Raw genomic sequence first — 24,869 nt, forward strand, 5'->3', positions numbered from 1 at the left:
TCTCCCTCTCTCATCCGACGAACTGCAGGCGGGACACCAGCCACCGGCCGGAGTCCCCGTCGTGGACCAGATCCGCCTGGATCCGGTAGTGCGACGGCCGTCCCTGCGGTGCCTTGACGTTCTTGACGGTGGCGTCGACGGCCACCAGCACGACCGCTCGACGGCGATCCCCGGAGACCAGCCCGGCCCGCAGCACCGTCCCGCGCGAGTCGACCTTGTTCTCCACCACCGCGGCCCGGACCTGCGACTGACCTCGCGTGAACTCCTCCTTGAAGTCGCCGGTGGCGCCGTCGATGATCCGCTGCATGTCCCGGTCGACGCTGCCCGCGCTGACCGAGACGAAGTTGACGCTGGCCTGCTTGGCGGCGGCGAGGGCGGCCTGGCGGGCCTGGTCGGTGGCGCGGTCGGCGTACCACCGGTGACCGGTCACGCCCGCCGCCGCGAGGATCGCGACGAGCACGGCTACCAGGAGGACGGCCAACGGCCGCCGGCGCGGCCCTGCCGTGGCCGGGACGCCGGCGCGCCAGTCGTCGGCGTCCTCCTGCGGCGGGCCGTCCACGCTCGCCGGGTCGTCTCCGGCCGTCGGGTCGTCGAGCTCCGCCGGGTCCTCGACCGGCTCCCGGTCGAGCCGCTCCAGCAGCTCCTCGATCGGCTCCGCGGGCTCGGGAAGCTGGCGGGGGACGATGCGCCGCTGCGCCACCCGTCCGGGCACCCCCGCCTTCGCTCCCTTGATCACTTTCAGCGTGTGGTCCCTGCGAGCCTGCACCGCCACCTCCTCCTTCGCGCCGGTCACGGGGTCACCCCGGCGAGCAGCAACTGCTTCCATGACTGGTCCCCGGCCGTGCGGGCCTGGCCGCCGGTCCCGCCGAACTGCAGCGGTCGACCGTCGGCGCCGAGCACCAGGCCGGTCGCCGGGTCGTACCCGGTGGTTCCGGCCGCGAGGGGCGGTGTGGCACCGGACCCGGCCGGGCCGGGGGCGGGTTCGCGGCCACCTGGCCGGGGGGCGTTGGCCGCGCCGCGCACGCTGGAGCCCGCCGCCCGCTCCCCCGCGGCGCACGTCGTTCCGCCGCCCCGGTACACGCAGGACGGCGGGTCATTCGCGTTGAGGACGAGACCGAGGTGGGCGGTGCCGTCACCCGGGGTGACCGTGAAACCGCCGGCGACGGCTATCGGGTACACCACCAGGAGCTGCTCGATGCCGGGCAGCCGCCGGGCGGCGATGCCGTTGACGGTCACCAGGTTGCCGAGCAGGGTGCCGATCGCCGGATCCAGCCCGCGCAGCAGGGCGACCAGTTCGCGCCCGGCCGGCGGTCCGGCGGCGAGCAGCCGGCGCAGGTCGGGGTCGGCGGCGCGGACGGTGACCGCGAGCTTGGCCAGCCCCGCCGCCCAGCGGCGCAGCGCCTCGGCCGACTCCGCCTGGGTGGTGAGCACGGTACGTCCGTCGTTGATCAGCGCAAGCGTCTCCGGCAGCCGGGTGGACGCCTCGGCCAGCAGCGCGTCGCCGGCGTCGAGGATCCGGGCCAGCACCGCCTCGTTGCCCTCGAACGCCGTGCCGAGTTCGGTGATCAGGACGCTCAGGTCCTCCGGATCGACGGAGCGGACCAGGGCGTCGAGGTTGGCCAGGAGCAGCTCCGGGGCGAGCGGGACGCCGGACCGGTCGGCCGGGATCATCGCGCCGTCGCCGAGGTACGGCCCGCTGTCGCGCTCGGGGCGCAGGTCCACGTACTGCTCGCCGACGGCGGAGCGCTGGGCCACCACGGCGCGCAGGTCGTCGGGCACCCGGACGTCGCGTCGCAGCCGCAGGTCGGCGCGGACCCCGTCGCCGCGCAGCCCCACGGCGGTGACCCGGCCGACCGGAACCCCGCGGTAGGTGACGGGGGCGTTGGGGAAGATCCCGCCCGCGCGGGCGAGTTCCAGGTGGACCAGGTAGCTTCCGCCGAACAGCCGGTCACCCAGCCCGACGTAGCGGATCCCGACGTAGCCGACGCCGAGGATGCTCACCAGCACGAACGCCAGGACCTGCAGTTTCGCGGTACGTCCGATCATGGAATCAGTCCCTCTCCGAGGACGTCCGGCAGTCCACCGATCTGTCCGGTCACCGCACCGGTCACCGGCAGCACGCACTGCGCCGACAGAACGGTGCCGGCGGGCAGTTGGGTCCCGGCGGGGAAGGCGGTGCCCGGCGGCACCAGTCCCTTCGGCAGGATCAGACCGCCGACGGGCACCGTCGAACCGGGCTTGAGCAGGACACAGCCCTTCGGCAGCAGGCAGTCCGTCGGCGGTGTCCAGATCGCCGGGAAGTGGTCCGGGTCGGGCAGACACCCCACGATCGGCAGGTCGGGCAGTGCAGGGGACCCGGCGCCCGGTCGCGGTGCGATAGGTGCCGGGCCACCGGCCCTGGGCGGTGCGGCCGGGGTGGGCGCTTTCGGCGACGCGGCCCGGCGTGCCGGTGCGGGGGCCGCGGCAACCAGGTTCGCCAGGATCGAGGCCGAGTCGAGATCGGCGGTGACGGACAGATTGACGAAGTCGCCGACGATCGCGCCGGTGACGTTCGGCGGGAACGGGAACGACAGCATGAAGTCCAGCGACTTCGGCAGGTCGTCGCCGGCGCGTACCAGCTGATCCAGGATCGGTTGCAGCGCCCGGAGGTCGGCCAGCGTGTCGTCCCGGCTGCGGTTGACGACCCTGGTGCCGACCTGGCCGAGCCGGCCCAGGGCGGTCAGCGCCTCGGTCAGTTGGGCGCGCTGCCGGGCCAGCACGGTCAGTCCGGGGGCGACGGAGTCCACCGCCTCGCCGAGCGTCCGCTTCTGCCGGTCGAGCCGGCCACTCAGCCGGTCGAGGGCGTCGAGGGCGCGGACCATGTCGGCCTTCTGCTTGTCCAGCCCACCGATGAACTCGTCGAGCTGTCCCAGCGCATCGCGGACGGCGGGTTCCCGGCCGTCGAGGGCGGCGCCGAGTTCCTGGTTGATTGTCCGCAGCTGGGCCAGGCCGCCTCCGTTGAGCAGCAACCCGAGGGCGGCGAGGACCTCTTCCACCTCGGCGCTGCGGGCGGTACGGGACAGTGGGATGACGTCGCCGTCGGCGAGTCGGGTGCTCGTCGGGGCGGTGGGTGGCGCCGCGAGGGTCACGTACTTCTCGCCGAGCAGGCTGCTCTGCCGCACGGCGGCGGTGGCGTTGGCGGGCAGGCGTACGTCAGCGCCGACGCGCAGGGTGACCCGGGCGGTCCAGCCGGCGAGGGAGATCCTCTCGACGCTGCCGACGGTCACGTCGTCGACCTTGACCGCGGCCCGCGGCACCAGGTCCAGCACGTCGCTGAACTCGGCGGTGACGGCGTATCCGTCGCCCTTGGGGGCGGCGCCGGGCAGCGGCAGGCCGGCCAGGTCGGGCAGACCGCACCCGGCGGGGAGCAGGGCCACCAGGACCGCGCCGGCCAGGGCGCGCAGTGTCCGGGCGGTCATGAGACGCCCCGCAGGATGCCCCCGAGGGTGGGGTCGCTGGTGATGCCGGAGCCGCCCGGCGCCTGGTCGGGGATCGACGCACCGGGGGAGCTGACAGGAGGTCCCGGTGAGGACCCGCCGGTCGCCGGGGCGCCGGGCGGCAGCTTGAGCAGCTTGCGCAGCTGGTCGGTCATGGGCAGTCCGCGCGAGTGCAGGGTCTGCGCGAGTGCCAGGCACTTCGCGGGCACCTGCGCCGCGGGAAGCTGGTCCACCATCAACGAGCAGGCGAAGCCCGCGGGGTCGTACGGACCGAGTGCGTTGTCCCGGGTGTCCAGAGTGCCGGAACGGGGGTTGTAGGCGAGGTTGAGGTTGTTCAGCGTGAGCGGGGCGACGTCGAGAATGTCGATGACCGCCTGCTGTTGGCGGACCAGCACGCCGGTGATGTCGGTCAGGGCCGCGACGTTGGAGGTCAACGCCGCGCGGTTCTGTTTGACGAAGGTGGTGACCTCGGCCAGCGCGGCGGCGAGGTTGTGCAGCGCCGCGGCCAGTTCGTCACGCTCTCCGGCGAGCTGTTCGGCGACGTCGGCGAGCTGCTGGTTGAAGGTGCGTACCTGCTGGTCGCTGCGGGCCAGCGCGGTGGTGAAGCGTTGCAGGTTGGCGACGGAGCCGAAGAGGTCCTGCCGGCCGTCGGAGAGGGTGGTCAGGGCCCGGGACAGCCCGTCGAGGGTGTCGTGCAGGTTCTGGCCGTTGCCCTCGAGGTTGGCCCGGCCGGTAGCGACCAGGTCGGACAGCGCCCCGTCGCGGTTGGCGCCCTGCGGGCCGAGCGTGCGGTTGAACTCGTCGAGGGCCTGGTAGATGTCGTCGACCTCCATCGGTGCGGCGGTGCGTGCCAGCGGTATCTCCGCGCGGTCGGCGAGTGCGGCGCCGCCGGCGTAGGCGGGGGTGAGCTGCACGTACCGGTCGCTGACCACGCTGGGCGGGACGATGAGCGCCTGCGCGTCGGCGGGCACGGAGACCGCTGCGTCGTAGCGCATCGTGACCTTGACCGATCGGCCCTGCGGGGTCACCGCGACCACCTCGCCCACGCGTACGCCCAGCACCCGCACATCCGATCCCGGGTATACGCCGACGGCTCTGGTGAACCAGGCCACCACCTGTCGTGGGGGTGTGCCGTGGCGCAGGACGACCACGCCTGCGGCGACCGCGACCAGCAGGGCCGTGGCGACGGCGAGGGCTCGTCGCCAGCGCCGGATGGTCCCGGGCATCAGCGGCCTCCGGTGGTGGGTTGGTACGGCTGGAGCAGCCCGGACACGTACGAGTCGAACCAGCGGCCGTTGCCCACCACGTTGGCGAACGCGGTGACGAACGGGCCCATCCGCTGGATGGTCTTCTCCAGGTCGTCCCGGTTGCGCTGCAGGATGGCGACCACCTCACGTAGCTCGCGCAGCGCGGGTCCGAGCTGCGCACGGTTGTCGGTGATCAATCCGGAGAGCTGGGTGGCGAGCTCGTCGGTGCCGACGAGGAGCCTGTGGATGGCGTCGCGGCGGCGGCTCACCTCGGTCAGCAGCGCCTCGCCGTCGCTGATCAGCTTGCGGAACTCCTCGTCGCGGGTGGCGAGCACCGACGTGACGTCACGGGCCCGGGCGAGCAGGGCCCGCAGTTCGGCGTCGCGGCTGGCGACGGTACGGGAGAGCCGGGAGAGCCCGACCAGGGAGGCGTTGACGCTGCCGGGGGTGTCGGCGAAGGCCTGCGACAGGGTGGTGAAGGCGGCGGCGAGCTGGTCCGTGTCGACCTTGTCGAGGGTGTCGGCGAGCCCGGTGACGGCCTGCACCACGTCGAACGGCGCCGCGGTGCGGGCGAGTGGGATCTCCCCGCCCTCGCGCAGCCGCCCCGGCCCGGCCGGCGACAGGGCGAGGTACTTCTGGCCCAGCACGGTCTTGATCCGGATCGTGGCGCCGGTCCGGGTGCCGAGGCGGACGCTGTCGTCGTCCACCCGGAACCGGACCCGTACGTGCGGCGCGACGTCGCGGTCGAGTTCCACGGCGGTCACCTTGCCGACCCGCACTCCGGCGACGCGCACCTCGTTGCCGCTGGCGAGGCCGCTGGCGTCGTGGAAGGCCGCCTGGTACGAACGTCCGGTCAGCGCGGCGAGCCGGTCGAGCTGGAAGGCGCCCAGCAGCGCCGCCACGATCAGCACCAGCCCGATCGTGCCGACGACCACGGGATTGCGTTCGCGGAACGGTGTCATTGGCTGCCTCCGGTGGCACAGCGGGCGGCCGAGGCGCTGAAGGCGGGCAGGTCGAGCGGTGCCCGGCCGGCCACCGCCACGTTGCCGTCGAAGTCGCAGAGGTAGAAGTTGAACCACGATCCGGAGGAGGCGACGCGGGTCAGTGCGTCGTACCGCTGCGGCATCCGCCCGAGCGTGCTGTCGATGACGGCCGCGTTGCGGTTGAGGTTGCCGGCGAGGTCGCCCAGGGCGCGCACGTCGGCGGCGAGCGGTGGGCGGGCGTCGCGCAGCAGCGCGGACGTGGCGGTGGTGAGGTCGGCGATGCTGACCAGCGACTCGCCGATGGCGGTACGGTCGGCCGAGAGACCGGAGACGAACTGCTGCAACTGGCTGATGCTCTGGTCCAGGTTGCGGTCCCGTTCGGCCAGCGTGCCCAGGACGCCGTTGAGGTTGGTGATGACCCGTCCGATCACGGCGTCCCGGTCGGCGAGGGTGTTGGTGAGGGAGGCGGTCCGTTGCAGCAGGCTGGTCACGGTGCCGCCCTCGCCCTGCAACACCTGGGTGATCTCGTAGGCGAGCTTGTTCACGTCGTCCGGGTTCAGCGCGGTGAACAGCGGCCGGAAGCCGTTGAACAGCACGGTGAGGTCCAGTGCCGGCATGGTCTGGTCGAGCGGGATGAGGCCGTCCGGCCGCAGTGGCCGCCCCTCCCCCGGGCCCTCGGTCAGTGCCACGTACCGCTGGCCCACCAGGTTGCGGTAGCGGATCTTGGCGCGGACGCTGGTGGCCACCGGCACGTCGGGGGTGACGGTGAAGGCGACCTCCGCGACGGTGTCGTCGACCACGGTGATCCGGCTGACCCGGCCGACCTTGACTCCGGCGACGCGGATGTCGTCTCCCGGGAGCAGTCCGGTCACGTCGGTGAACCGGGCGCGGTAGGTGACGCCGCCCGGCGGGAAGGCACCGAGGGTCTGGGCGAGCAGTGCGGTCAGCAGCAGTGTCACCGCGGCGAAGGCCGCCAGCTTCAGCACGGGTGCCCACGTCTTGGCGCTCATCGGGCGTTCACCACCCCGCCGCGGAGCAGGGGCCCCCAGAGCAGGACCGCGATGTCGGGGACCTCCGCCGGTGGGATGCCGGTGACGGCCCCGACGAGGGGCTTGACCAGGGCGCGCTCCTCACCCGTGCCGGCCTGGCCCATCGTCGGGGAGCCGCCGGTGGGCGAGGTCGCCGGCGTGCCGACGACGAGGGGGGTACGGGGGCGGGCGCCCCGGTAGTCGTACCCGTCGTTGACGGGCACCTCAGGTGCCGGCTGCGCGGGGCGCGGCAGGCCATGGCACTGCGGGCCGTTGTGCGCGCCGTAGACCGGCTCGTCGCGGCCCTTCTCGTACCTGCCGCCGTCGCGGGTGACCTCCAGGGTGATGTGCATCCGGCCGCCGGCGAAGACCTCCTCGACCCGGGGTTGCAGGGCGACCAGTCCGCTCATCAGGCAGGGGTACTCGGGGGCGTACGTGGCCAGCAGTTGCAGCACTGGTCGGCTCACCTCGCCGAGCGTGATGAGCTGGTCGCCGTGTCGGCCGAGGAAGCCCGTGGTGACATCGGCGGTGTCGGTGGTGTCGGCCAGGAACGCCGCCAGCTGCTGACCCTGGTCGGTGACGGTGCGGGCGGTGACGGTCACGTCGCGCAGCAGGGCGAGCAGGTCGGGCAGCGCGACGTCGTAGCCGTCGAGCACGACGGCCAGCTTCCGGACGTCCTCGGCGATGGTGGGCATCGCCGGGTTGAGCTGTTTGAGGTACTCGTCGAGCCGGACCACGTTCGCGCCGAGCCGGTCGCCGCGTCCCTCCAACGCGGTCGAGATGGCGCCCAGGGTCGCGGCGAGCTGGTCGGGCCGGACCGCCTGCAGCAGTGGCAGCGCCTGGTCGAGGACCCGTTCCAGCTCCACCGCGGTGCGGCTGCGGTCCTGGGTGATCACGGCGCCGTTGCGGATCGGCGGGGCGGCGTCGCGGCCGGGCGGGGGAACGAGTTCGACGTACCGTTCGCCGAAAAGGGTCTTGGGCAGCAGTCGCGCGCCGACGTCGGCGGGGATCCGGGGCGTGGTGCGCGGATCGAGGGCCAGCCGGATGGTGGCGCCGCTGCCCTCGGTGCCGACCGAGCGCACCTCGCCGACGACGACCCCGCGTACCTTGACGTCGGCGCCCTGGCTGAGCTGCAGGCCGGTCCGGTCGGCGCGCAGGGTGACCCAGGCGACCGGGGTGAACGCCTTGCGGTACTGCAGGACGGACGCGGTCAGCGCCGCGGTCAGCACGACGATGAACACGATGCCGAGGATGCGATGTCTCATGGTCACCCCGCGATCCGGACGGTGGTGGTCGCGCCCCAGATGGCGAGCGACAGGAAGAAGTCGACGATGTTGACCGCGACGATGGCGAGCCGGACGGCCCGGCCGACCGCGACGCCGACGGCGGCGGGCCCGCCCTTGGCGGTGTAGCCGTAGTAGCAGTGCACCAGCACCACGATCACGCTGAAGACCAGCACCTTGAAGAAGGACCAGAGCACGTCGCCGGGGGGCAGGAAGAGGTGGAAGTAGTAGTCGTAGGTGCCGGCGGACTGTCCGAAGTAGGAGACGGCGATGGTACGAGTGGCGAGGTAGCTGGTGAGCAGCCCGACCACGTACAGCGGGACCACCGCGACGAGGCCGGCGATCATGCGGGTGGTCACCAGGAAGGGCAGGGACGGCACGCCCATCACCTCCAGGGCGTCCACCTCCTCGGAGATCCGCATCGCGCCGAGCTGGGCGGTGAAGCCGCAACCGACGGTGGCAGACAGGGCCAGCGCCGCCACCAGCGGGGAGATCTCCCGGGTGTTGAAGTACGCCGAGACGAAACCGGTGAACGCGCTGCTACCGATCTGGTTGAGCGCCTGGTAGCCCTGCAGCCCGACCTCGGTGCCGGTGAAGAAGGTCAGGAAGCAGATGACGCCGACGGTGCCACCGAGCACGGCGAGCGCGCCGGAACCGAAGCTCACCTCGGCCAGCAGCCGTAGCACCTCGCGCTTGTACCGACGCACGGTGCGCGGCGCCCAGGCGAACGCGCGCAGGTAGAAGGCGAGCTGACCGCCGAGGTCGTCGAGTTGACGTAGCACCGCCATCTCAGCTTCCCTTCTGCGGGACGACCTGGAAGTACATGGCCGTGACGATGAAGTTCAGTGCGAACAGCAGCATGAAGGTGATCACCACGCTCTGGTTGACCGCGTCGCCGACCCCTTTCGGGCCGCCCTTGGCGGTCATTCCCTTGTAGGAGGCCACCAGTGCGGCGGCGGCGCCGAAGAGCAACGCTTTGACCTCGCCCACCAGCAGGTCGGGCAGTTGCCCCAGGGCCTGGAAGCTGGCCAGGTACGCCCCGGGCGTGCCGCCCTGAAGGACCACGTTGAACAGATAGCCACCGCTGACGCCGACGACGCTGACCAGGCCGTTGAGCAGGACGGCGACCAGCATCGAGGCGAGCACGCGCGGCACCACGAGGCGGTGGATCGGGTCGATGCCCAGCACCTGCATCGCGTCCAGCTCCTCACGGATCTTGCGGGAGCCCAGATCGGCGCAGATCGCCGAGCCGCCGGCGCCGGCGATGATCAGCGCGGTGACGATCGGGCCTGCCTCGCGGACCACCGCGAGCACCGACGCGGCGCCGGTGAAGGACTGCGCGCCGAGCTGGCGGACCAGCGAGCCGAGTTGCAACGCGATGACCGCGCCGAAGGGGATGGAGACGAGTGCGGCCGGCAGGATCGACACCGAGCTGATGAACCAGGCCTGCTGGACGAACTCGCGTACCTGCACCGGCCGGCGGCCCAGGCCGCGCAGCGTGTCCAGGCAGAACGCGAAGAACTCGCCGGTGGCGCGGACGGCGCTGACCGGGGCGCTCACCGGAGCACCTCGCGGTGGTGCTGGCCGCCGGCCGGACGCGGGCCCAGCCCGCTGGTCGACAGCCCCTCGAAGGAGCCGGGCGGCGGGGTGACGTCGTTGTCCCGGCACCACTGCCCCGGTGGCCGCTCGGCCTGCCGTGGCAGCCCGTCCGAGGGCGGTAGTTGCAGCGGGATGGGCGGCAGCGGGGGCAGTTCCACGCCGGCGTCCGCCTCGGCGCGCAGCTCCTCGGCGTCCTTCTCCTCGGCCATGCCGATCGGGCCGATCCGCTGGGCGTTGAGGAACTGTCGCACCACCGGCTCGGTGCTGGACAGCAGCATCTCCCGCGGCCCGAACATGGCCAGGTGCCCGTGGTAGATCAGCCCGATGTTGTCCGGCACCGTGCGGGCCGTGTTGATGTCGTGCGTGACGATCAGGAACGTCGCCCCGGTCCGCTGGTTCAGGTCGATGATGAGCTGGTTCAGGTACGCCGTACGCACCGGGTCCAGTCCGGAGTCGGGCTCGTCGAACAGGACGATGCGGGGGTCGAGCACGAGCGCGCGGGCCAACCCGGCGCGCTTGCGCATGCCACCGGATATCTCGCCGGGCAGCTTCTTCTCCGCGCCGACGAGACCGACCATGTCGAGCTTCTCGGTGACCACGTCACGGATCTGCGACTCCGATTTGCGGGTGTGCTCGCGCAGCGGGAAGGCCACGTTGTCGTAGATGTTCATCGAGCCGAACAGGGCGCCGTCCTGGAACAGCACGCCGAACAGCTTGCGCACCTCGTACAGCGCGCGCTCGGAGAGCCGGGGCAGGTCCTTGTCCTCGATCCAGATGGAGCCGGCGTCGGGCCGCAGCAGCCCCACGAGGGTCTTCAGGAACACCGACTTGCCGGTGCCGGACGGGCCGAGCAGGACGGAGATCTCGCCGGCCGGCAGGGTCAGGCTGATGTCCGACCAGACCGGTTGGCCACCGAAGGACTTGGTCAGCCCCTGCACTGCGACTTCGACGCCCATCGACCCCTCCCTCACCTGGTTCCTACCTGTGACATCGCGGGAGACGAACTGAGCGCAACAGATTCTTTTCGTGGCGCCGCGACCACGGGACGTGAACTAGCCAAGGGGAGTGCATCTCGATAGCGTGCGTTCACCAGCCGGTAACGAAGGTGTCTCGCATTCCCATGACCACGACGATCGAGCCGGAGCTCGTCCGCCGGGCCGCCGACGGCGACCGGGCGGCCGTGGCCGCCCTGCTCACGGACGTACGGCCGCGGCTGGTCCGTTACTGCCGCGCCCGGCTGGGCCGCATCGGCGGGGCGTACACCACGGCCGACGATGTGGCCCAGGAGGTCTGCCTGGCGGTGCTCAAGGCACTCCCCCGCTACCGGCAGCAGGGCCGGCCGTTCTCGGCGTTCGTCTTCGCCGTCGCCGCGCACAAGGTCGTCGATGCACAGCGTGCGGCGGTGCGTGACTCGGCGGTCACCGTGACCGACACCCCGCTGGAGCGGCCGGACGCCGCGCCGGGGCCGGAGCAGCAGGCCCTTGCCACGGATCTGGCCCGCCAGCTGTCGGTGCTGCTGCAACGCCTGCCCGACGCCCAACGGGAGATCATCACGCTGCGGGTGGCGGTCGGTCTCACCGCTGAGGAGGTCGGCGCGATCCTCGGCATGTCGGCCGCGGCCGTACGCGTGACCCAGTCCCGTGGGCTCGCCCGGCTCCGTACGCTGTCCCGCGGCGAACTGGACGAGGTGGTGGCATGAGCGAACGTAGGCGGGACGACGAGGAGCTGGACCTCGCCATCGTGGCCCGCGACGACGCCACTCTCGACGCGCTGGGGCGGGACGAGGCGGTCGCCGACGGTGACCTCCTCACGGAGATGCTGACCGCCTGGCGCGCCGAGATCGCCGTCGACGCGGCGGACGACGAGACCACCACGGTCCTCGGCGCCGCCACGAGCGCCGGCCACCAGGGCGGCCGGGACAGCGTCGATCTGCCCGCGGGTGCCCTGCTCCCCGTCACCGGGCGGTCGCGACCGCTGCAGCGGCGGACCTGGCGGGTGGCCGCAGCCGTGATCGCCGCCCTCGTGTTGGCCACGGGGCTCGGCGTCGGCAGCCGCAACGCCGGGCCGACCAGCCCCCTGTGGTCGCTGACCAAGGTCCTCTATCCGGAGCGGGCGGACGTGAGCAGCGTCGAGTACACCATCGCCCGGGCCCGCGACGCCGCCGCTGCCGGACGGTTCGACGAGGCTCGGCAGTTGCTCGAGCAGGCTCAGCGGGAGCTGGCTCGGGTCACCGACCCCGCCGACGCCGCCCGGCTGCGCGCCGAGATCGACGCCGTTCTGCGGGACCTGGCCGTGCCGGCCTGCCCCACCTGGCCCCAGTGTGGGACCACGCCGGTGTTACCGGCGCCCCACCCCGGCTCGACGGCCGACGGCCCCCGTCCCGGCAGCCCCGCCGCAGGCACCACCGGTCCCGCCGCGCCCACCACCGCCCCGGCCCTTCCGCCGGCGCCCCCGCCCAGCAACCGCCCCATACCGCTGCCGCCGCTGCCCGGCGTTCCACCGCCGCCGCTGACGAGTCCCTCGCTGCTGCCGTCGCTGCCCGGTCTGCCGCTGCCCACCGGAGGCCTGCTCGGCTGACTGCGAGCCAAGTGACCTCTTCGGCGGTCGTATCAGACCGGCGGACGCTTATGAACGGCCACTGATCCACCGCAGCAATGCTGCCACCTGGCGGCCGTACCCCATGGTGGGCTCGCATCGTGGAGAATCCGGCGGGTGCCACGTGACCTGAACACCATCGACTGGGCGTCGTTGACGCACGCATACGGAAGTGCCGCGGACGTGCCAGCCCTCATCGGCGACCTGCGGTCATTGGACGGCGAGGTCCGGAGCACGGCGATGTACGAGCTGTACGGCAACATCTTCCACCAGGGCAGCCGTTACGAGGCCAGCGCATACGCGGTCCCGTTCCTGCTGGAGCTGGTGGCCGACCCCGCCACGCCAGCCCGACACGAAGTCATTCGCCTGCTTTCCAGCCTTGCTGTCGGTGACGGGCGCTACCACGTGGCCACCGGCTTCCCGGTCGCCGACCTGCGGAACGCCGTGGCCGAGGTCCCCGAGGAGAACTGGCAGCGCTGGTCGCAAACGATGAAGGACTGGTACGACATCGTCAGCACCGGGCAGCGACAGCCCATCCCGCTCGCCAAGGTCGAGCGGCGCCTGTCGGAGACCCGGCACGAGCTCGCCGCATACGACGCGGTCCGGGCAGGCGTCCCGGTGCTGCTGAAATGCCTGGTTGACTCAGACGCCGAGGTGGTCGGCGAAGCGATCCAGGCCTTGGCTTGGTTCCCGGAGGAGATGACCTCCATCCGCCCCCGGCTCCTCGACATCGCCTCGGACGACCAGCAGCCAGTGCGGATAGCGGGAGCCGCGTTGGTCGCCCTGGGACTGGTCGGCGGCGCGTGCGCCCAGCCTGTGGCGGGCCTGCTCGACCGGCAACTTGCAAGCACAGACTCCCACCTCAGATGGTCGGCTGCTCTGGCGTGGGCGCTCCTGGCAGGGAAAGGGGTGCCCGACTCTGCAGTAGCCGAGCTGCGCGCTTGGGCGGTCATCCGTAGACAGAACACCGAGCCGACCATCTGGGAAGCGGACCCCGCCGACCTGGCACTCGAAGTGCTCGACCGCGTCGCCGAGCCGGTGGCCGAGCAGGTGCGGGCGGACCTCGTCGCCGCGGTGCTGGCCGAGTCACCCAAGTCGAACTGGCACAACCACTTCAACGTGGTGCTGGATTACGCGTTTCCGCACATGGAATCGGACCACGACCGCACCTTCGAGGAACTGACGGCGGCGCAGCGGGCAGTGGTCCTCTGGCTCACGCAGAATCCACACGTGTTCGGCCCGTCGGGGCCTGACGGGCCGCTCCGCCAATACGGCCTGCCGAAGACCTACGAGGCGCTGCGCGCCTACGCCGACGCGTAACAACACCATGGCGATCTACACCGGACACCGCAGAGCCACCCACGCGCCAGCTCGACGGCAGCATCGCCGGGCCCGACGGCCTGCCCGTCGATCGCGGACATGATCGGCCGCAGTCCGGCCGAGGTGCGGCAGCCTGCTCACCGCGCCCGCGAACACGTGCGGGCACGCCGACCTCGCTTCCGGGCCGGCCCGGCACTGTAGGAGCAGGCCACCCGAGGGGTTCCCCTCTTCGCGGCGGCGTCTGACCCCCGACTGCCCAGGCACGCGCCGTCCCCGAGGGCGTTTGGGCCCGTGCCCTACGACCACGGTCTGATCACCGCTCATGTGTGATCCTCCGCGATCGAGTTGCCTCCGTCGACGATGATCAGCTGGCCTGTGACGTAGCTGGCGTCCGGGGCGGCGAGGAACGCGACCACGGCCGCGACCTCGTCCGGGGTACCGGATCTGCCGACCGGCGTTCGCCGACCGGCCACCAGCTCATGGTCGGTGGCGGAGCCGGTGGCGATCCATCCCGGGGCCACCGCGTTGACGGTGACACCCCGTGACGCCGTCTCGACCGCGAGAGCCCGGGTGAGCCCGAGCATCGCCGCCTTGGCCGCGTGGTATGCCGCGTCGTGCGGGTACGCCGACACGGGGCCGGAGGTGGAGGCGATATTCACGATGCGCCCTTGCTCGGCGTCGCACATCGCCGGGAGGGCGGCGCGGGTCACGTAGAAGGCGGTCGAGACGTTGCGCCGGAGTCCGCGCTCCCACTGCTCGTCGCTCATATCCGTGGCGGGAACCAGGCTTTCCGGGCTGGCCAGCGACGTCATGCCGGCGTTGTTGACCAGTACCGTCACCGCGCCGTGCCCGGCGACCGCCGCCGCGACCAGGTCCGCGGCCTGGTCGGAATCGGTGAGGTCGGCGACATGACCGGTGGCGGGGATCCCCAGGGCCGCCAGCTCGGCGGCCCGAAGCTGCACCCGCTCGGTGGTCGACGTCAGCGCCACGCGCGCACCCAGCAGGCCCAGGCGGCGCGCGCAGGCGAAGCCGATGCCGCTGCTGCTGCCGCTGCCGGTGATCAGCGCGACCTGCCCGGCCAGCGGACGCGAGGTGGTCACGCCAGCAGCTCCGCGACGGCGGCCGTGAACACCTCGGTGTGGTGGTCCACGTCAGCGGCAGTCGTCGCGGGCGACATCAGGGCCATGTTGTGGAACGGAGTGAGCAGCACGCCGCGGTTGGCGAGGTACAGGTGCAGATAGTCCTCCAGTTCGCCGTCCGATGCGCGCGCCGATGTGGTCCCGTCGCGCGGGGCGGGTCGCGCGAACCGGTACTCCGCCCGGGCGCCGAGCTGGCTGATCGACCAAGGCAGGTCGTGGGCCTCGATGACGGTGGTGACCGCGTCGGTGAACCGGGTCGCGAGCGCCGTCATCTCCGCGAACGCGGAATCGGTGAGCACATGCTCGAGCGTGGCCCGCGTGGCGGCCACCGAGAGCGCGTTCCCGGCGAGCGTCCCACCCACCCCGCCCATGTCGACCAGGTCCAGGTCGTCGCGGTCGAGGATCGCAGCGGCCAGCTCGGCGGAGAGACCGTACGCGCCGACGGGCACCCCGCCGCCGATGGCCTTACCGATGGTGACGATGTCCGGTGCGAGGCCCCAGGCACCCGTGCAACCACCGGGGCCAGCCGAGAACGTGTGCGTCTCGTCGTTGATCAACAGAGTGCCGTGCCGGCGGGCCAGGCTACGCACCGCGTCGAGGTAGCCCGGCTCGGGCAGCACGATGCCGATGTTGGTCAGCGCCGGCTCCATGAGCACGGCGGCGACATCGCCGTGGGCGAGTTGCCGCGCGAGCCCGTCGATGTCGTTGAATTCCGCCACCCGACTGGTCAGCGTCACGTCGCACGGAGCGCCGACGTTGCCCGGTCGTCTGACCCCCTCGCCGTCCTCGCCGACGACGATGAGTGACTCGTCGACGCTGCCGTGATAGCAGAAGCTGTTGACCAGGATCTTCGGCCGACCCGTGACCGCGCGCGCCAGGCGGATCGCCCACCGGTTGGCGTCCGTGGCGGTCAGCGAGAAGCTCCACTTCGGCAGGCCGAACCGGCGGGTCAGCTCGGCGCCGACCCATTCGGCATCCTCGGTCGGCATCATCGCCGTCGCTCCGCCGAGGGAGGCCAGCCGTCGCGTGACCGCCTCCGTCACCGCAGCCGGGCTGTGTCCCGCCATGGCTCCCGTGTCGCCCAGGCACAGGTCGACGTAGTCGTGGCCGTCGAGGTCGACCACGTGGCTGCCGCGGGCGGAGTCCAGGTACAGCGGGAAGCCTGCGGCCTGCTTGTTCATCCAGGTCATCGGCACTCGACCGAACAGGTGCTCGGCCTTCGCGTACGCCGCGGCCGAACGCGGATTCCGTCGAATGTGGCTGTCGCGCTCGCGCTCCAACAGATTGATGAGCCTGCTGCGGTCCATGAATCCTCCAGGAGACGATGCGGGCCGCGTGATCGGCGACGGAGCCGAAATCTACTCGCCGTGATCTTCTCCCGTCAACGGCGTTGACAGTGCCACTGACGAAGCTCGGCACCACCGTGACCACCTGCCTGACCCGGCGCGGGCCGCGGTCGCGGCGGTGTGATCTGCTGGCATCAGCGCGACCACGAGGAGGGGCAGACTTCGATGGCGAAGGAATCCGATGCCGGTCCCGGCGCCTCCCCGGATGCGCTGTCGGAGCCCGCGCGCTCGTCCGGGACGAGGAAGCGGGCAAGCCTTTCCCGGGAGGTCATCCTGGAGGCGGCCATGCGCCTCGCCGACAGTGAGGGAGCGACCTTCCTGACACTCACCCGCCTCGGTCGTGCCCTCGGCGCCGATCCCACCGCCCTCTACCGGCATTTCCGCCACAAGGACGAGCTCCTGCTCGCCATGGGGGACCAGCTCATGGCCGAGGCGGTCGCCGGGATCGAGCCGGGCAGGAGCTGGGTGGACACGCTGCGCAGCGCCGCCTGGTCCATGCGGCGGGCCTACCTGGCGCGTCCTGCGCTGGGGGCCCAGTCGGTCGCCCGCTTCACCGGGGGTGACGCCGAGATGCAGCTCGTTCACACGATCACCGGCCAGCTGACGAAGGCGGGAATCGAGCCCGAAGAAGCTGCCCGTCACTGCCGGGCCTTCGCGGAGGTCGTCCTCGGGCACATCGGCATCACGGCGACACTGCTCAGTCTCTCCCCCGAGCAACAGGCGTTGGACGTCGCGATCGGGCGGCATGTCTACGCCACCCCCGCGCAGCGCCCCGCGACGCTGCGGTCGGCCAGCACCCCCGTGGCCACCGCCCTCGAGGACGAGAACGAGGTGTTCCGAACGGTCCTGGAGACCTACCTCGAAGGGCTCCGTTCCCGGGTCTCCGCAGCGCGGCACGACCGCTGAGAAGGCCGACCGGCGCTCTGACCAGCGAGGCGGTCACGGCCCCGCCTGCCGTCGGGGCCGTACCGCCGGGACGGAAAACCAACGATCCGGCCACAGCTCTTGACTGCGGTATCCGTTGCGGTTCTATTCTCTCGCCAAAGAATCCGTAGCCGTCGCCTGCGTGGGTCCGCTGGATCCGTTGAAGAGTGGGAGCCTGTCGCCGTGTCGGAACCCGCGATCCGCCTGACCGGTCTGCGCAAGTCGTTCGACGCCGTGGAGGCCGTCGCCGGCGTCGACCTGGAGATCGCCGACGGCGAGTTCTTCTCCATGCTGGGACCGTCGGGCTCGGGCAAGACGACGGTGCTGCGGATGATCGCGGGATTCGAGCTGCCGACCGGCGGCACGGTCACCCTCGCCGGCCGCGACGTCACCCGGCTCGCCCCGTTCGACCGGGACGTCAACACCGTCTTCCAGGACTACGCCCTCTTCCCGCACATGACCGTCCAGCAGAACGTCGAGTACGGCCTGCGGGTGCGCAAGGTCCCCCGCGCCGAACGCCGTGAGCGCGCGGCGGCGGCGCTGCGGACGGTCCGCCTCGAGGGGTACGGGGAGCGCCGGCCCAGCGCGCTGTCCGGCGGACAGCGCCAGCGCGTCGCGCTGGCCCGCGCCCTGGTCAACCGCCCGGCCGTGCTGCTGCTCGACGAACCGTTCGGCGCGCTGGACCTGAAGCTGCGCGAGGAGATGCAGGTCGAGTTGAAGGCGATCCAGCGCGAGGTCGGCATCACCTTCGTCTTCGTGACCCACGACCAGCAGGAGGCGCTGACGATGAGCGACCGGGTGGCGGTGTTCCACCAGGGCCGCATCGAGCAGGTCGACACGCCGGCCGAGGTGTACGAGCGCCCCCGGACGCCGTTCGTCGCCGGGTTCGTGGGCACGTCGAACCTGTTCGAGGGCGAGGCGGCCCGGGCGGTGCTCGGCCGCGACGGCGTGTTCTCCGTACGCCCGGAGAAGATCCGACTCGGCGGCGCGCCCGCGTCCGCCGAGGAGATCAGCGCGGCGGGCCAGGTCGTCGAGGTGATCTACGCCGGAGCGGCCACCCGCTTCGTGGTCGACCTCGATGCCGGGGCCCGGGTGGTGGCGATGCAGCAGAACCAACAGACCTCCCCCACCGACGTGGCGGCCCTGCGCGGCAAGCCGATCCGGCTGAGCTGGCGGGCGGAACACGTCGTCGCGGTTCCCGTCACCCCTCGTTGAAGCACCCACCCGAGTCGAAGGAGAGCGCAGATGCGCACCACCCGAGTGTTCACCGCGGTCGCCGCGGCCGGCCTGCTCGCGCTGGCCGGATGCGGCGACGGCGGCAGCGCCACCGGCGGCTCCGGCCCCGGCGGCATCAAGCCACCCAAGATCGACAAGCTGGCGTCGCTCGGCGCCGGTGAGGGCCAGGTCAATGTCGTCGCCTGGGCCGGGTACGTCGAGAACGGTTCCACCGACCCGAAGGTCGACTGGGTCACCGGCTTCGAGAAGGAGACCGGCTGCAAGGTCAACGTGAAGGTCGCCGGCACCTCCGACGAGATGGTGACGCTGATGAAGACCGGCGACTACGACGTGGTCTCGGCCTCCGGCGACGCCTCCCTGCGGCTGATCTACGGCGGTGAGGTCGCCCCGGTCAACACCGACCTGGTGCCGAACTACAAGGACGTCTTCGACGGCCTCAAGCTCAAGCAGTGGAACTCCGTCGACAAGGTGGCGTACGGCATCCCGCACGGCCGCGGGGCCAACGTGCTCATGTACCGCACCGACAAGGTCACCCCGGCGCCGACCTCCTGGAGCGCGGTGTTCGACGCGAACTCCCCGTACAAGGGCACGGTGACGGCGTACGACTCGCCGATCTACATCGCCGACGCGGCGCTCTACCTGATGAAGCACCAGCCGGAACTGGGCATCAAGAACCCGTACGCGCTGGACGACAAGCAGTTCGCCGCCGCCGTGGGCCTGCTGAAGAAGCAGAACGAGCTGATCGGTGAGTACTGGTCGGACTACACCAAGGAGGTCCAGGCCTTCAAGTCCGGCAACTCCGTCGTGGGCACCGCCTGGCAGGTCATCGTCAACCTCGCCAAGGCCGACGGCGCTCCCGTCGAGGCCGTCCTGCCGGAGGAGGGCGCGACCGGCTGGTCCGACACCTGGATGGTCTCCGCCAAGGCCAAGCACCCGAACTGCGGTTACCTCTGGATGAACCACATCATCGACCCCACGGCGAACGCCGCGGTGGCGGAGTGGTTCGGCGAGGCCCCGGCGAACAAGCTCGCCTGCGACAAGACGGCGGACAAGAACCACTGCGCCACGTTCCACGCCGCCGACGAGGCGTACTTCGACAAGGTCTGGTTCTGGAGCACGCCGGTGGCGCAGTGCCTCGACGGCCGCACGGACGTCACGTGCAAGGACTACGCGGCCTGGACCCAGGCCTGGACCACGATCAAGGGCTGAGACACATGACCGCCCTCTCCACCGTGGACCGACCCACGGGCGATGACACCATCTCCCGTGGGCCGGTCCGCCGGCTCTCGTCCTGGCTGCACCGCCACAGCGGCATCCGCCTCGCGGGGCTGCTCTCCGCGCCGCTGCTCTGGCTGCTCGTGGCGTACCTCGGTTCGCTGGCCCTGCTCCTCGTCTCGGCGTTCTGGACGGTCAACAGCTTCACCGGCGACCTGGTCCGCCAGCCCACGCTCGCGAACTTCCGTACCATCCTCACCGAGGAGGTCTATCGCACCGTCGCCCTGCGCAGCCTCGGCATCGCCGCCGCAGTCACCGTCATCGACGTGCTCATCGCGCTGCCGATGGCGTTCTTCATGGCAAAGGTCGCCTCACCACGCAGCCGCCGATTCCTGATCATCGCGATCCTCACCCCGCTGTGGGCGAGCTACCTGGTCAAGGCGTACGCCTGGCGGGTGATGCTCGCCAACGGCGGCCCGGTGGACTGGCTCTTCGGCGGCCCCGGCAACGGGCCCGGCTACGGCCTGCCCGCGATCGTCCTGGTGCTGAGCTACCTGTGGCTGCCATACATGATCCTGCCCATCTACGCGGGGCTGGAACGGCTGCCCGACTCGCTGCTGGAGGCGTCGGCGGACCTCGGCGGCCGGGCCGGGCGCACCTTCCGCTCGGTGGTGCTGCCGATGATCGTGCCGTCGGTCATCGCCGGCACGATCTTCACGTTCTCCCTGTCGCTGGGTGACTACATCACCGTGCAGATCGTGGGCGGCAAGACTCAGCTCATCGGCAACCTCGTGTACGCCAACATCGGCGCGGCGAACAATCTGCCGTTCTCGGCGGCGCTCGCCACGATCCCCGTACTCATCATGGTCGTCTATCTGGTCGCGGTGCGCCGCTCCGGCGCGTTGGAGGAGTTGTGACGCTGTCGCGCGGAGGGCGCTGGCTGCTGCGCACGGCCATGGCGATGGGCCTGGCCTTCGTCTACGTGCCGCTGGCCATCGTGCTGGTCAACTCGTTCAACTCCGACCGCACCTTCGCCTGGCCGCCGCCGCGCTGGACCACCGACTGGTGGGTGCGGGCGTGGGAGAACGAGGGCGCGCGCGAGGCGCTGTGGACCTCGGTCAAAGCCGGGCTGGGCGCCACCGCCGTCGCGCTGCTGCTCGGCAGCCTGGTCGCCCTCGCGGTGCAGCGCTACCGGTTCTTCGGGCGCGACGCCGTGTCGCTGCTCGTGGTGCTGCCGATCGCGCTGCCCGGCATCGTCACCGGGATCGCGTTGGACACCGCCTTCCGCTCGCTGATCGAGCCGCTCGGGATGGGCAAGGGGTTACTCTCGGTGATCATCGGGCACGCGACGTTCTGCGTGGTGGTGGTCTACAACAACGTGCTGGCCCGGCTGCGCCGGCTCAGCGGCAACCTGGAGGAGGCGAGCGCGGACCTCGGCGCGGACACCTTCCAGACGTTCCGCTACGTCACCTTCCCGCTGCTGCGCTCGGCGCTGTTCGCCGGCGGGCTGCTGGCCTTCGCGCTCTCCTTCGACGAGATCATCGTGACGACCTTCACGGCCGGGCCGGGCGTGCAGACCCTGCCCATCTGGATCTTCAACAACCTGTTCCGGCCGAACCAGGCGCCGGTCATCAACGTCGTCGCGGCCGTGCTGATCGTGCTCTCCGTCGTGCCGATCTACCTCGCCCAGCGTGTCTCGGACACCGCTGCCGGCGGTCGCCTCTGACCCGCCCGCCCCCACCCGAGCCGCTGCTCCAGCTTGACCACCACCAGGTCAGCGGCATTGCCCCGCATGGCCGTACCCGTGTCGTAGGCGGGAGACGCAGCGCTCAGTCCTACCGCCTGCCTCCCCCTTCCCCCGTCGCCCTCCCGGAGACCCGGTCCCGCCCTTGGGCTGCGGTCGCAAGCTCCGGTGGCGGTCGGCCGGTTACCGTTGCCGGTGTGCGGGCGGAGGCGGGCGAAACGATCGGTTTCTCGGTGCTCGGCCCGATCAGGGTCGTCCGGGCCGGCGCCGAGCTGCATCTGGGCGCCCGCCAGCAGCGCCTGGTGCTCGCGTTGCTGCTGGCCCGGGCCGGTTCACCGGTCTCCCTGGCCGAGCTGGTCGACCTGCTCTGGGACGAGGACGCCCCGGCCAGCGCCGCGAACGTCGTGCACCGGCACGTCGGGGTGCTCCGGCGGCTGCTCGAGCCCGGCCTGCCCACCCGCTCGGCGGGCCGGCACATCCTGCGGGAGCTCGCGGGCTATCGGCTGCGCGCCGATGAGGAGTCTCTTGACCTGCTGAAGTTCCGGTCGCTGAGCCGGCTGGCCGGCCGACGCCTGCGGGACGGCGACCCGGAGTCGGCGCTGCGGCATTCCCTCGACGGGATGCGGCTGTGGCGCGGCCGGTGCGCCGCCGGCCTGGAACCGGCTTCCCGCCGGCATCCCGCGTTCCTCGCGGTGGAGGCCGAACGCGCCCAGGCCGTGCGCGAGGCCGCCGACGCCGCCGAGCGCTGCGGCCGGCTGAGCGCGGTGCTGGCGCCGTTGCGGCAGGCCGCCGAGCAACACCCGCTCGACGAGTCGCTGCAGAGCCGGTTGCTGCTCGCCCTCGCCGCCGACGGCCGCCAGGCCGAAGCCGTGGAGACGTACCGGGTGGTGCGCCGCCGGCTCGCCGAGGACCTGGGCATCGATCCGGGCGAGGAGCTGCGGGAGGCGTACGACCGGCTGCTGCACCAGCGCACCCGGCCGGCGCGTACCGGGTCGCCGTCGCCCCTCCCCCGGCCCGCGCAGCTGCCGCCGGACCTGCCCTTCTTCAGCGGCCGGGACGACCTCATCGCCGAGGCCCGGGCGGCGGTCGCGCGCCCGGGCGGGCCGGCGGTGCTCGCGATCGACGGCATGCCCGGGATCGGCAAGACCACCCTCGCCGTTCACCTCGCCCACGAGTTCGCCGCCGGCTACCCGGACGGGCAGCTCTATGTCGACCTGCGCGGATACGACGGACGGGAGCCGGCGATGAGCCCGGCCGAGGCCCTGCGCGGCTTCCTCGGCTCGCTCGGGGTCCCGCAGGAGGGCATTCCCGCCGAGCTGCACGCCCAGGCGGGCATGTACCGCAGCAGCCTTGCCGGCCGGCGTCTGCTGATCGTGCTCGACAACTGCCGGGACGCCGAGCAGATCCGACACCTGCTGCCGGGCAGCCCCGACTGTCTGGTCATCGTCACCAGCCGCAGCCGGCTCAGCAGCCTGCTGACCACGGCCGGCGCCCACCCGTTGCCGGTCGGCCTGCCGAGCCTCGAGGAGGCCCGCGCGGCGCTCCTCGGGCCGCTCGGCGCCGGACGCGTCGCGGCGGACCCGGCCGCGATCGACGCCATCATCGCCAGCTGCGGGCGGCTGCCGCTCGCGCTGGCCGTGGTGGCCGCCCGCGCGGCGAGCCTGCCGCGGACGCCACCGGCGCAGATCGCCGCCGAGCTGGCCCAGGCGCCCGGGAGCCTGGACGGCTTCGACGGCGACGACCCGCAGACCGGTCTGCGTGCCGTCTTCTCCTGGTCCTACCAGGCACTCTCCGCCCCGGCCGCCCGGCTGTTCCGGCTGCTGCCGATCCATCCCGGCCCCGACATCTCGATCGCCGGGGCGGCGGGCCTGGCCGGCGTCCCGCTGCGGAGCGGGCGGGCGCTGATCGGCGAGCTGAGCCGCGCGCACCTGATCACCGAGGACCTGGCGGGCCGCTACCGCACCCACGACCTGCTGCTGGCCTATGCCACGGAGCTCGGCGAGGAGAACGACAGCCCGGCCGACCGCGCCGCCGCGGAGCTGCGTTGCCTGCAGTTCTACCGGGCCACCTGCTATCAGGCGCACCGGCGGCTGCTGGCCTCCGAGTACCAACCCATGATCGAGCCGGGGCCGGGCGAGACCCCGCTGCGCTTCGCCGCCAACGGCGACGCCATGCGCTGGTTCACCGCCGAGCGGCAGGTCCTGATCGCGCTGGTCGGCCGGGCCGCCCAGCGGGGCCGGCACACCGACGCCTGGCAGCTCGCCCTGGGCATGCAGCACTTCTTCGACCGCAGCGGCCGGTGGGCCGACTGGACGACGACCGGCGAGGTGGCCCTCGAGGCCGCCCGGGCGGGCGGCGACCTGGTCGGGCAGGCCCGGATGCACCGCAGCCTGGCCGGTGCGGCCTACTTCCGGGGCGAGCACGAGACCGCGGTCGGGCACCTCGACCAGGCGCTCGAGCTGCTCGCCCAGCTGGGCCTGCACGGCGAGATGATTCGGGCCGGGATCAATCGGGCGATGGTCCTGGGCGCCCAGGGGCGACACGAGGAGGTCGTCCGGACGCTGTCCGCGGCGCTGGGGCCATGGACGGCCGGAGACGACAGGCTGCTCGCGGACGCCCTGGTGATCATCGCCGCGAGCAACGCCGAGCTGGGCCGGGAGGAAGAGGCCGTACGCTGCGCCGAGCAGGCGATGGCGCTGTCGCGCGGAGCGCGGTACAGGCTCGGCATCGCCGAGGCGTGGGAGGTGCTCGGCCAGGTGCATTCCGCCCGCCGGGAGCTTGGCAAGGCGGTCGACTGCTGGCGCGAGGCGGCCGTCGCCTACCAGGAGGCCTCGGCGTCGGCGCCGGCTGCGGAGGTGCTGGCGCGGCTCGGCGACGCCCTCGCCGCCGCCGGCGACCAGGACGCCGCGGTGCGGGCGTGGCAGGAGGCGCTGGCCCTGATCCCGTACGCGCAGACCCGGACCGGCCGGCGGCTGGCCGACCTGCTCGCGGCGGTCACGTCGGGTCCGTGACCGATCGCGATCGGCGACGGCACTCGATCCGCACTTTCGCGTCAGTCCATTCGCATCGGCCGTCCCTAGGCTCGTGCCGCATTCACCGTTGCTCCTGCCTCTGGGGGAGGAAACACCGTGCTGCGGGCACCCGACGAATCACCGGACGGCCGGACCGAGCGCATGACCGCGCTGCATGCGGACCACGCCCGTGCCGTGCTGCGTCTCCTGCTCGTGTTGACCCGCGGCCAGCGGCAGACCGCGGAGGATCTGCTCCAGGAGACGATGCTGCGGGCCTGGCGGCACCTCGACTCGGTGCCGGCCGAGCCCGATGCCGCCCGCCGATGGCTCATCACCATCGCGCGACGGCTCGTCATCGACGGCGTCCGGCTGCGGCTCAACCGGCCGGCCGAGGTCCACCTCGTCGACATGACCTGGATTCCCGCTGGTGACGACACCGTCGGCAGCGCGCTCGCGTCGTACGCCATCCGGCACGCGCTCGGCCGGCTGAGCCCGGCGCAGCGCAGTCTGCTCTCCGAGGTCTACCTGGTCGGACGGTCACCGGCAGAGCTCGCGGGCCGGCTGGGAGTGCCGATCGGCACGGTGAAGTCCCGGACCCACTATGCGCTGCGCGCTCTGCGCACCGGCCTCAAGGCGGCCTGAGCAGGGACGACTTTGCCGGCCGGCGATCCGACCGCTGAGTCGCAGCTCACAGTGCCGCGACGCGCGCCCGTCTCGTGGCGC

General features: G+C 72.0%; 22 protein-coding genes. 10 read left to right on the forward strand and 12 right to left on the reverse strand.

Going from position 1 to position 24,869, the window contains the following annotated elements; all coding sequences use genetic code 11:
* Positions 1–10: 10 nt before the first annotated feature.
* The 10 genes from V6U81_RS02360 to V6U81_RS02405 are packed head-to-tail and all read right to left on the reverse strand — an operon-like array spanning position 11 to position 10,572.
* Positions 11–793, reverse strand: a complete 783-nt coding sequence (locus V6U81_RS02360; RefSeq protein ID WP_334483666.1) for a hypothetical protein — start codon at positions 791–793, stop codon at positions 11–13.
* Positions 790–2,046, reverse strand: coding sequence for an MCE family protein (locus V6U81_RS02365; RefSeq protein ID WP_334483668.1), 1,257 nt, complete (start codon positions 2,044–2,046; stop codon positions 790–792). Before V6U81_RS02365 ends, V6U81_RS02360 begins: the two co-directional genes overlap by 4 nt.
* Positions 2,043–3,458, reverse strand: coding sequence for an MCE family protein (locus tag V6U81_RS02370; protein WP_334483671.1), 1,416 nt, complete (start codon positions 3,456–3,458; stop codon positions 2,043–2,045). Before V6U81_RS02370 ends, V6U81_RS02365 begins: the two co-directional genes overlap by 4 nt.
* A complete protein-coding gene (locus V6U81_RS02375) occupies positions 3,455–4,702 on the reverse strand; it encodes an MCE family protein (RefSeq protein WP_334483674.1) in 1,248 nt (415 codons plus the stop codon). The genes V6U81_RS02370 and V6U81_RS02375 overlap by 4 nt, the downstream gene beginning before the upstream one ends.
* On the reverse strand, positions 4,702–5,685 hold the full coding sequence (locus V6U81_RS02380; RefSeq protein ID WP_334483676.1) for an MCE family protein: 984 nt from the start codon (positions 5,683–5,685) through the stop codon (positions 4,702–4,704). The genes V6U81_RS02375 and V6U81_RS02380 overlap by 1 nt, the downstream gene beginning before the upstream one ends.
* Positions 5,682–6,716 (reverse strand): MCE family protein, encoded by a 1,035-nt coding sequence (locus V6U81_RS02385; protein WP_334483678.1) that lies wholly within the window; start codon positions 6,714–6,716, stop codon positions 5,682–5,684. The genes V6U81_RS02380 and V6U81_RS02385 overlap by 4 nt, the downstream gene beginning before the upstream one ends.
* Positions 6,713–7,999: an MCE family protein gene (locus tag V6U81_RS02390; RefSeq protein ID WP_334483681.1), complete on the reverse strand. Its 1,287-nt coding sequence runs from the start codon at positions 7,997–7,999 to the stop codon at positions 6,713–6,715. Before V6U81_RS02390 ends, V6U81_RS02385 begins: the two co-directional genes overlap by 4 nt.
* A 2-nt stretch (positions 8,000–8,001) precedes the next feature.
* Entirely contained in the window at positions 8,002–8,805 is an 804-nt protein-coding gene (locus tag V6U81_RS02395) for an MlaE family ABC transporter permease (RefSeq protein WP_334483684.1), read from the reverse strand.
* A 1-nt stretch (position 8,806) separates the two neighbouring features.
* Complete coding sequence (locus V6U81_RS02400; RefSeq protein ID WP_334483687.1) at positions 8,807–9,577, reverse strand: MlaE family ABC transporter permease; 771 nt, start codon at positions 9,575–9,577, stop codon at positions 8,807–8,809.
* On the reverse strand, positions 9,574–10,572 hold the full coding sequence (locus V6U81_RS02405; RefSeq protein WP_334483690.1) for an ABC transporter ATP-binding protein: 999 nt from the start codon (positions 10,570–10,572) through the stop codon (positions 9,574–9,576). Before V6U81_RS02405 ends, V6U81_RS02400 begins: the two co-directional genes overlap by 4 nt.
* 164 nt (positions 10,573–10,736) lie before the next feature.
* Here V6U81_RS02405 and shbA point away from each other — a divergent pair, with 164 nt between their 5' ends.
* The 3 genes from shbA (at position 10,737) to V6U81_RS02420 (ending at position 13,531) form a co-directional block, all read left to right on the forward strand.
* The gene (shbA, locus tag V6U81_RS02410; protein WP_334483691.1) at positions 10,737–11,315 is read left to right on the forward strand and encodes an RNA polymerase sigma factor ShbA; all 579 of its coding nucleotides are present in this window, start codon (positions 10,737–10,739) and stop codon (positions 11,313–11,315) included.
* Complete coding sequence (locus V6U81_RS02415) at positions 11,312–12,193, forward strand: hypothetical protein (protein WP_334483693.1); 882 nt, start codon at positions 11,312–11,314, stop codon at positions 12,191–12,193. The genes shbA and V6U81_RS02415 overlap by 4 nt, the downstream gene beginning before the upstream one ends.
* Positions 12,194–12,328: 135 nt before the next feature.
* Complete coding sequence (locus V6U81_RS02420) at positions 12,329–13,531, forward strand: hypothetical protein (RefSeq protein ID WP_334483695.1); 1,203 nt, start codon at positions 12,329–12,331, stop codon at positions 13,529–13,531.
* Between the two features lie 320 nt (positions 13,532–13,851).
* Here V6U81_RS02420 and V6U81_RS02425 read toward each other — a convergent pair whose 3' ends face one another.
* Together V6U81_RS02425 and V6U81_RS02430 are read right to left on the reverse strand one after the other, a co-directional pair.
* Positions 13,852–14,631 (reverse strand): SDR family NAD(P)-dependent oxidoreductase, encoded by a 780-nt coding sequence (locus V6U81_RS02425; RefSeq protein ID WP_334483697.1) that lies wholly within the window; start codon positions 14,629–14,631, stop codon positions 13,852–13,854.
* A complete protein-coding gene (locus V6U81_RS02430) occupies positions 14,628–15,977 on the reverse strand; it encodes a transaminase (RefSeq protein ID WP_334483700.1) in 1,350 nt (449 codons plus the stop codon). Before V6U81_RS02430 ends, V6U81_RS02425 begins: the two co-directional genes overlap by 4 nt.
* 204 nt (positions 15,978–16,181) lie before the next feature.
* Here V6U81_RS02430 and V6U81_RS02435 point away from each other — a divergent pair, with 204 nt between their 5' ends.
* The 7 genes from V6U81_RS02435 to V6U81_RS02465 all read left to right on the forward strand — a co-directional run bounded on the left by V6U81_RS02435 (position 16,182) and on the right by V6U81_RS02465 (position 24,788).
* A complete protein-coding gene (locus tag V6U81_RS02435) occupies positions 16,182–16,922 on the forward strand; it encodes a TetR/AcrR family transcriptional regulator (protein ID WP_334483702.1) in 741 nt (246 codons plus the stop codon).
* 201 nt (positions 16,923–17,123) lie between these two features.
* The gene (locus V6U81_RS02440; RefSeq protein WP_334483705.1) at positions 17,124–18,155 is read left to right on the forward strand and encodes an ABC transporter ATP-binding protein; all 1,032 of its coding nucleotides are present in this window, start codon (positions 17,124–17,126) and stop codon (positions 18,153–18,155) included.
* Between the two features lie 30 nt (positions 18,156–18,185).
* Positions 18,186–19,385, forward strand: a complete 1,200-nt coding sequence (locus V6U81_RS02445; protein ID WP_334483708.1) for an ABC transporter substrate-binding protein — start codon at positions 18,186–18,188, stop codon at positions 19,383–19,385.
* Positions 19,386–19,390: 5 nt separating this feature from the next.
* Entirely contained in the window at positions 19,391–20,308 is a 918-nt protein-coding gene (locus tag V6U81_RS02450) for an ABC transporter permease (RefSeq protein ID WP_334483711.1), read from the forward strand.
* On the forward strand, positions 20,305–21,117 hold the full coding sequence (locus V6U81_RS02455) for an ABC transporter permease (protein WP_334483714.1): 813 nt from the start codon (positions 20,305–20,307) through the stop codon (positions 21,115–21,117). Before V6U81_RS02450 ends, V6U81_RS02455 begins: the two co-directional genes overlap by 4 nt.
* A gap of 215 nt (positions 21,118–21,332) precedes the next feature.
* The gene (locus V6U81_RS02460; RefSeq protein WP_334483717.1) at positions 21,333–24,146 is read left to right on the forward strand and encodes an AfsR/SARP family transcriptional regulator; all 2,814 of its coding nucleotides are present in this window, start codon (positions 21,333–21,335) and stop codon (positions 24,144–24,146) included.
* A 162-nt stretch (positions 24,147–24,308) separates the two neighbouring features.
* Complete coding sequence (locus tag V6U81_RS02465; RefSeq protein ID WP_334483720.1) at positions 24,309–24,788, forward strand: sigma-70 family RNA polymerase sigma factor; 480 nt, start codon at positions 24,309–24,311, stop codon at positions 24,786–24,788.
* The last annotated feature ends 81 nt before the right edge of the window (positions 24,789–24,869 follow it).

The organism is Micromonospora lacuserhaii, from assembly GCF_036902735.1.
Lineage (GTDB): Bacteria > Actinomycetota > Actinomycetes > Mycobacteriales > Micromonosporaceae > Micromonospora.

Excerpts from the sequence above, each read along its gene's own strand:
- V6U81_RS02365 (WP_334483668.1), bottom strand. The coding sequence starts at position 2,046 with ATGATCGGACGTACCGCGAAACTGCAGGTCCTGGCGTTCGTGCTGGTG.
- V6U81_RS02370 (WP_334483671.1), bottom strand. The coding sequence starts at position 3,458 with ATGACCGCCCGGACACTGCGCGCCCTGGCCGGCGCGGTCCTGGTGGCC.
- V6U81_RS02375 (WP_334483674.1), bottom strand. The coding sequence starts at position 4,702 with ATGCCCGGGACCATCCGGCGCTGGCGACGAGCCCTCGCCGTCGCCACG.
- V6U81_RS02380 (WP_334483676.1), bottom strand. The coding sequence starts at position 5,685 with ATGACACCGTTCCGCGAACGCAATCCCGTGGTCGTCGGCACGATCGGG.
- V6U81_RS02385 (WP_334483678.1), bottom strand. The coding sequence starts at position 6,716 with ATGAGCGCCAAGACGTGGGCACCCGTGCTGAAGCTGGCGGCCTTCGCC.
- V6U81_RS02390 (WP_334483681.1), bottom strand. The coding sequence starts at position 7,999 with ATGAGACATCGCATCCTCGGCATCGTGTTCATCGTCGTGCTGACCGCG.
- V6U81_RS02395 (WP_334483684.1), bottom strand. The coding sequence starts at position 8,805 with ATGGCGGTGCTACGTCAACTCGACGACCTCGGCGGTCAGCTCGCCTTC.
- V6U81_RS02405 (WP_334483690.1), bottom strand. The coding sequence starts at position 10,572 with ATGGGCGTCGAAGTCGCAGTGCAGGGGCTGACCAAGTCCTTCGGTGGC.
- shbA (WP_334483691.1), top strand. The coding sequence starts at position 10,737 with ATGACCACGACGATCGAGCCGGAGCTCGTCCGCCGGGCCGCCGACGGC.
- V6U81_RS02415 (WP_334483693.1), top strand. The coding sequence starts at position 11,312 with ATGAGCGAACGTAGGCGGGACGACGAGGAGCTGGACCTCGCCATCGTG.
- V6U81_RS02430 (WP_334483700.1), bottom strand. The coding sequence starts at position 15,977 with ATGGACCGCAGCAGGCTCATCAATCTGTTGGAGCGCGAGCGCGACAGC.
- V6U81_RS02435 (WP_334483702.1), top strand. The coding sequence starts at position 16,182 with ATGGCGAAGGAATCCGATGCCGGTCCCGGCGCCTCCCCGGATGCGCTG.
- V6U81_RS02445 (WP_334483708.1), top strand. The coding sequence starts at position 18,186 with ATGCGCACCACCCGAGTGTTCACCGCGGTCGCCGCGGCCGGCCTGCTC.
- V6U81_RS02450 (WP_334483711.1), top strand. The coding sequence starts at position 19,391 with ATGACCGCCCTCTCCACCGTGGACCGACCCACGGGCGATGACACCATC.
- V6U81_RS02465 (WP_334483720.1), top strand. The coding sequence starts at position 24,309 with ATGACCGCGCTGCATGCGGACCACGCCCGTGCCGTGCTGCGTCTCCTG.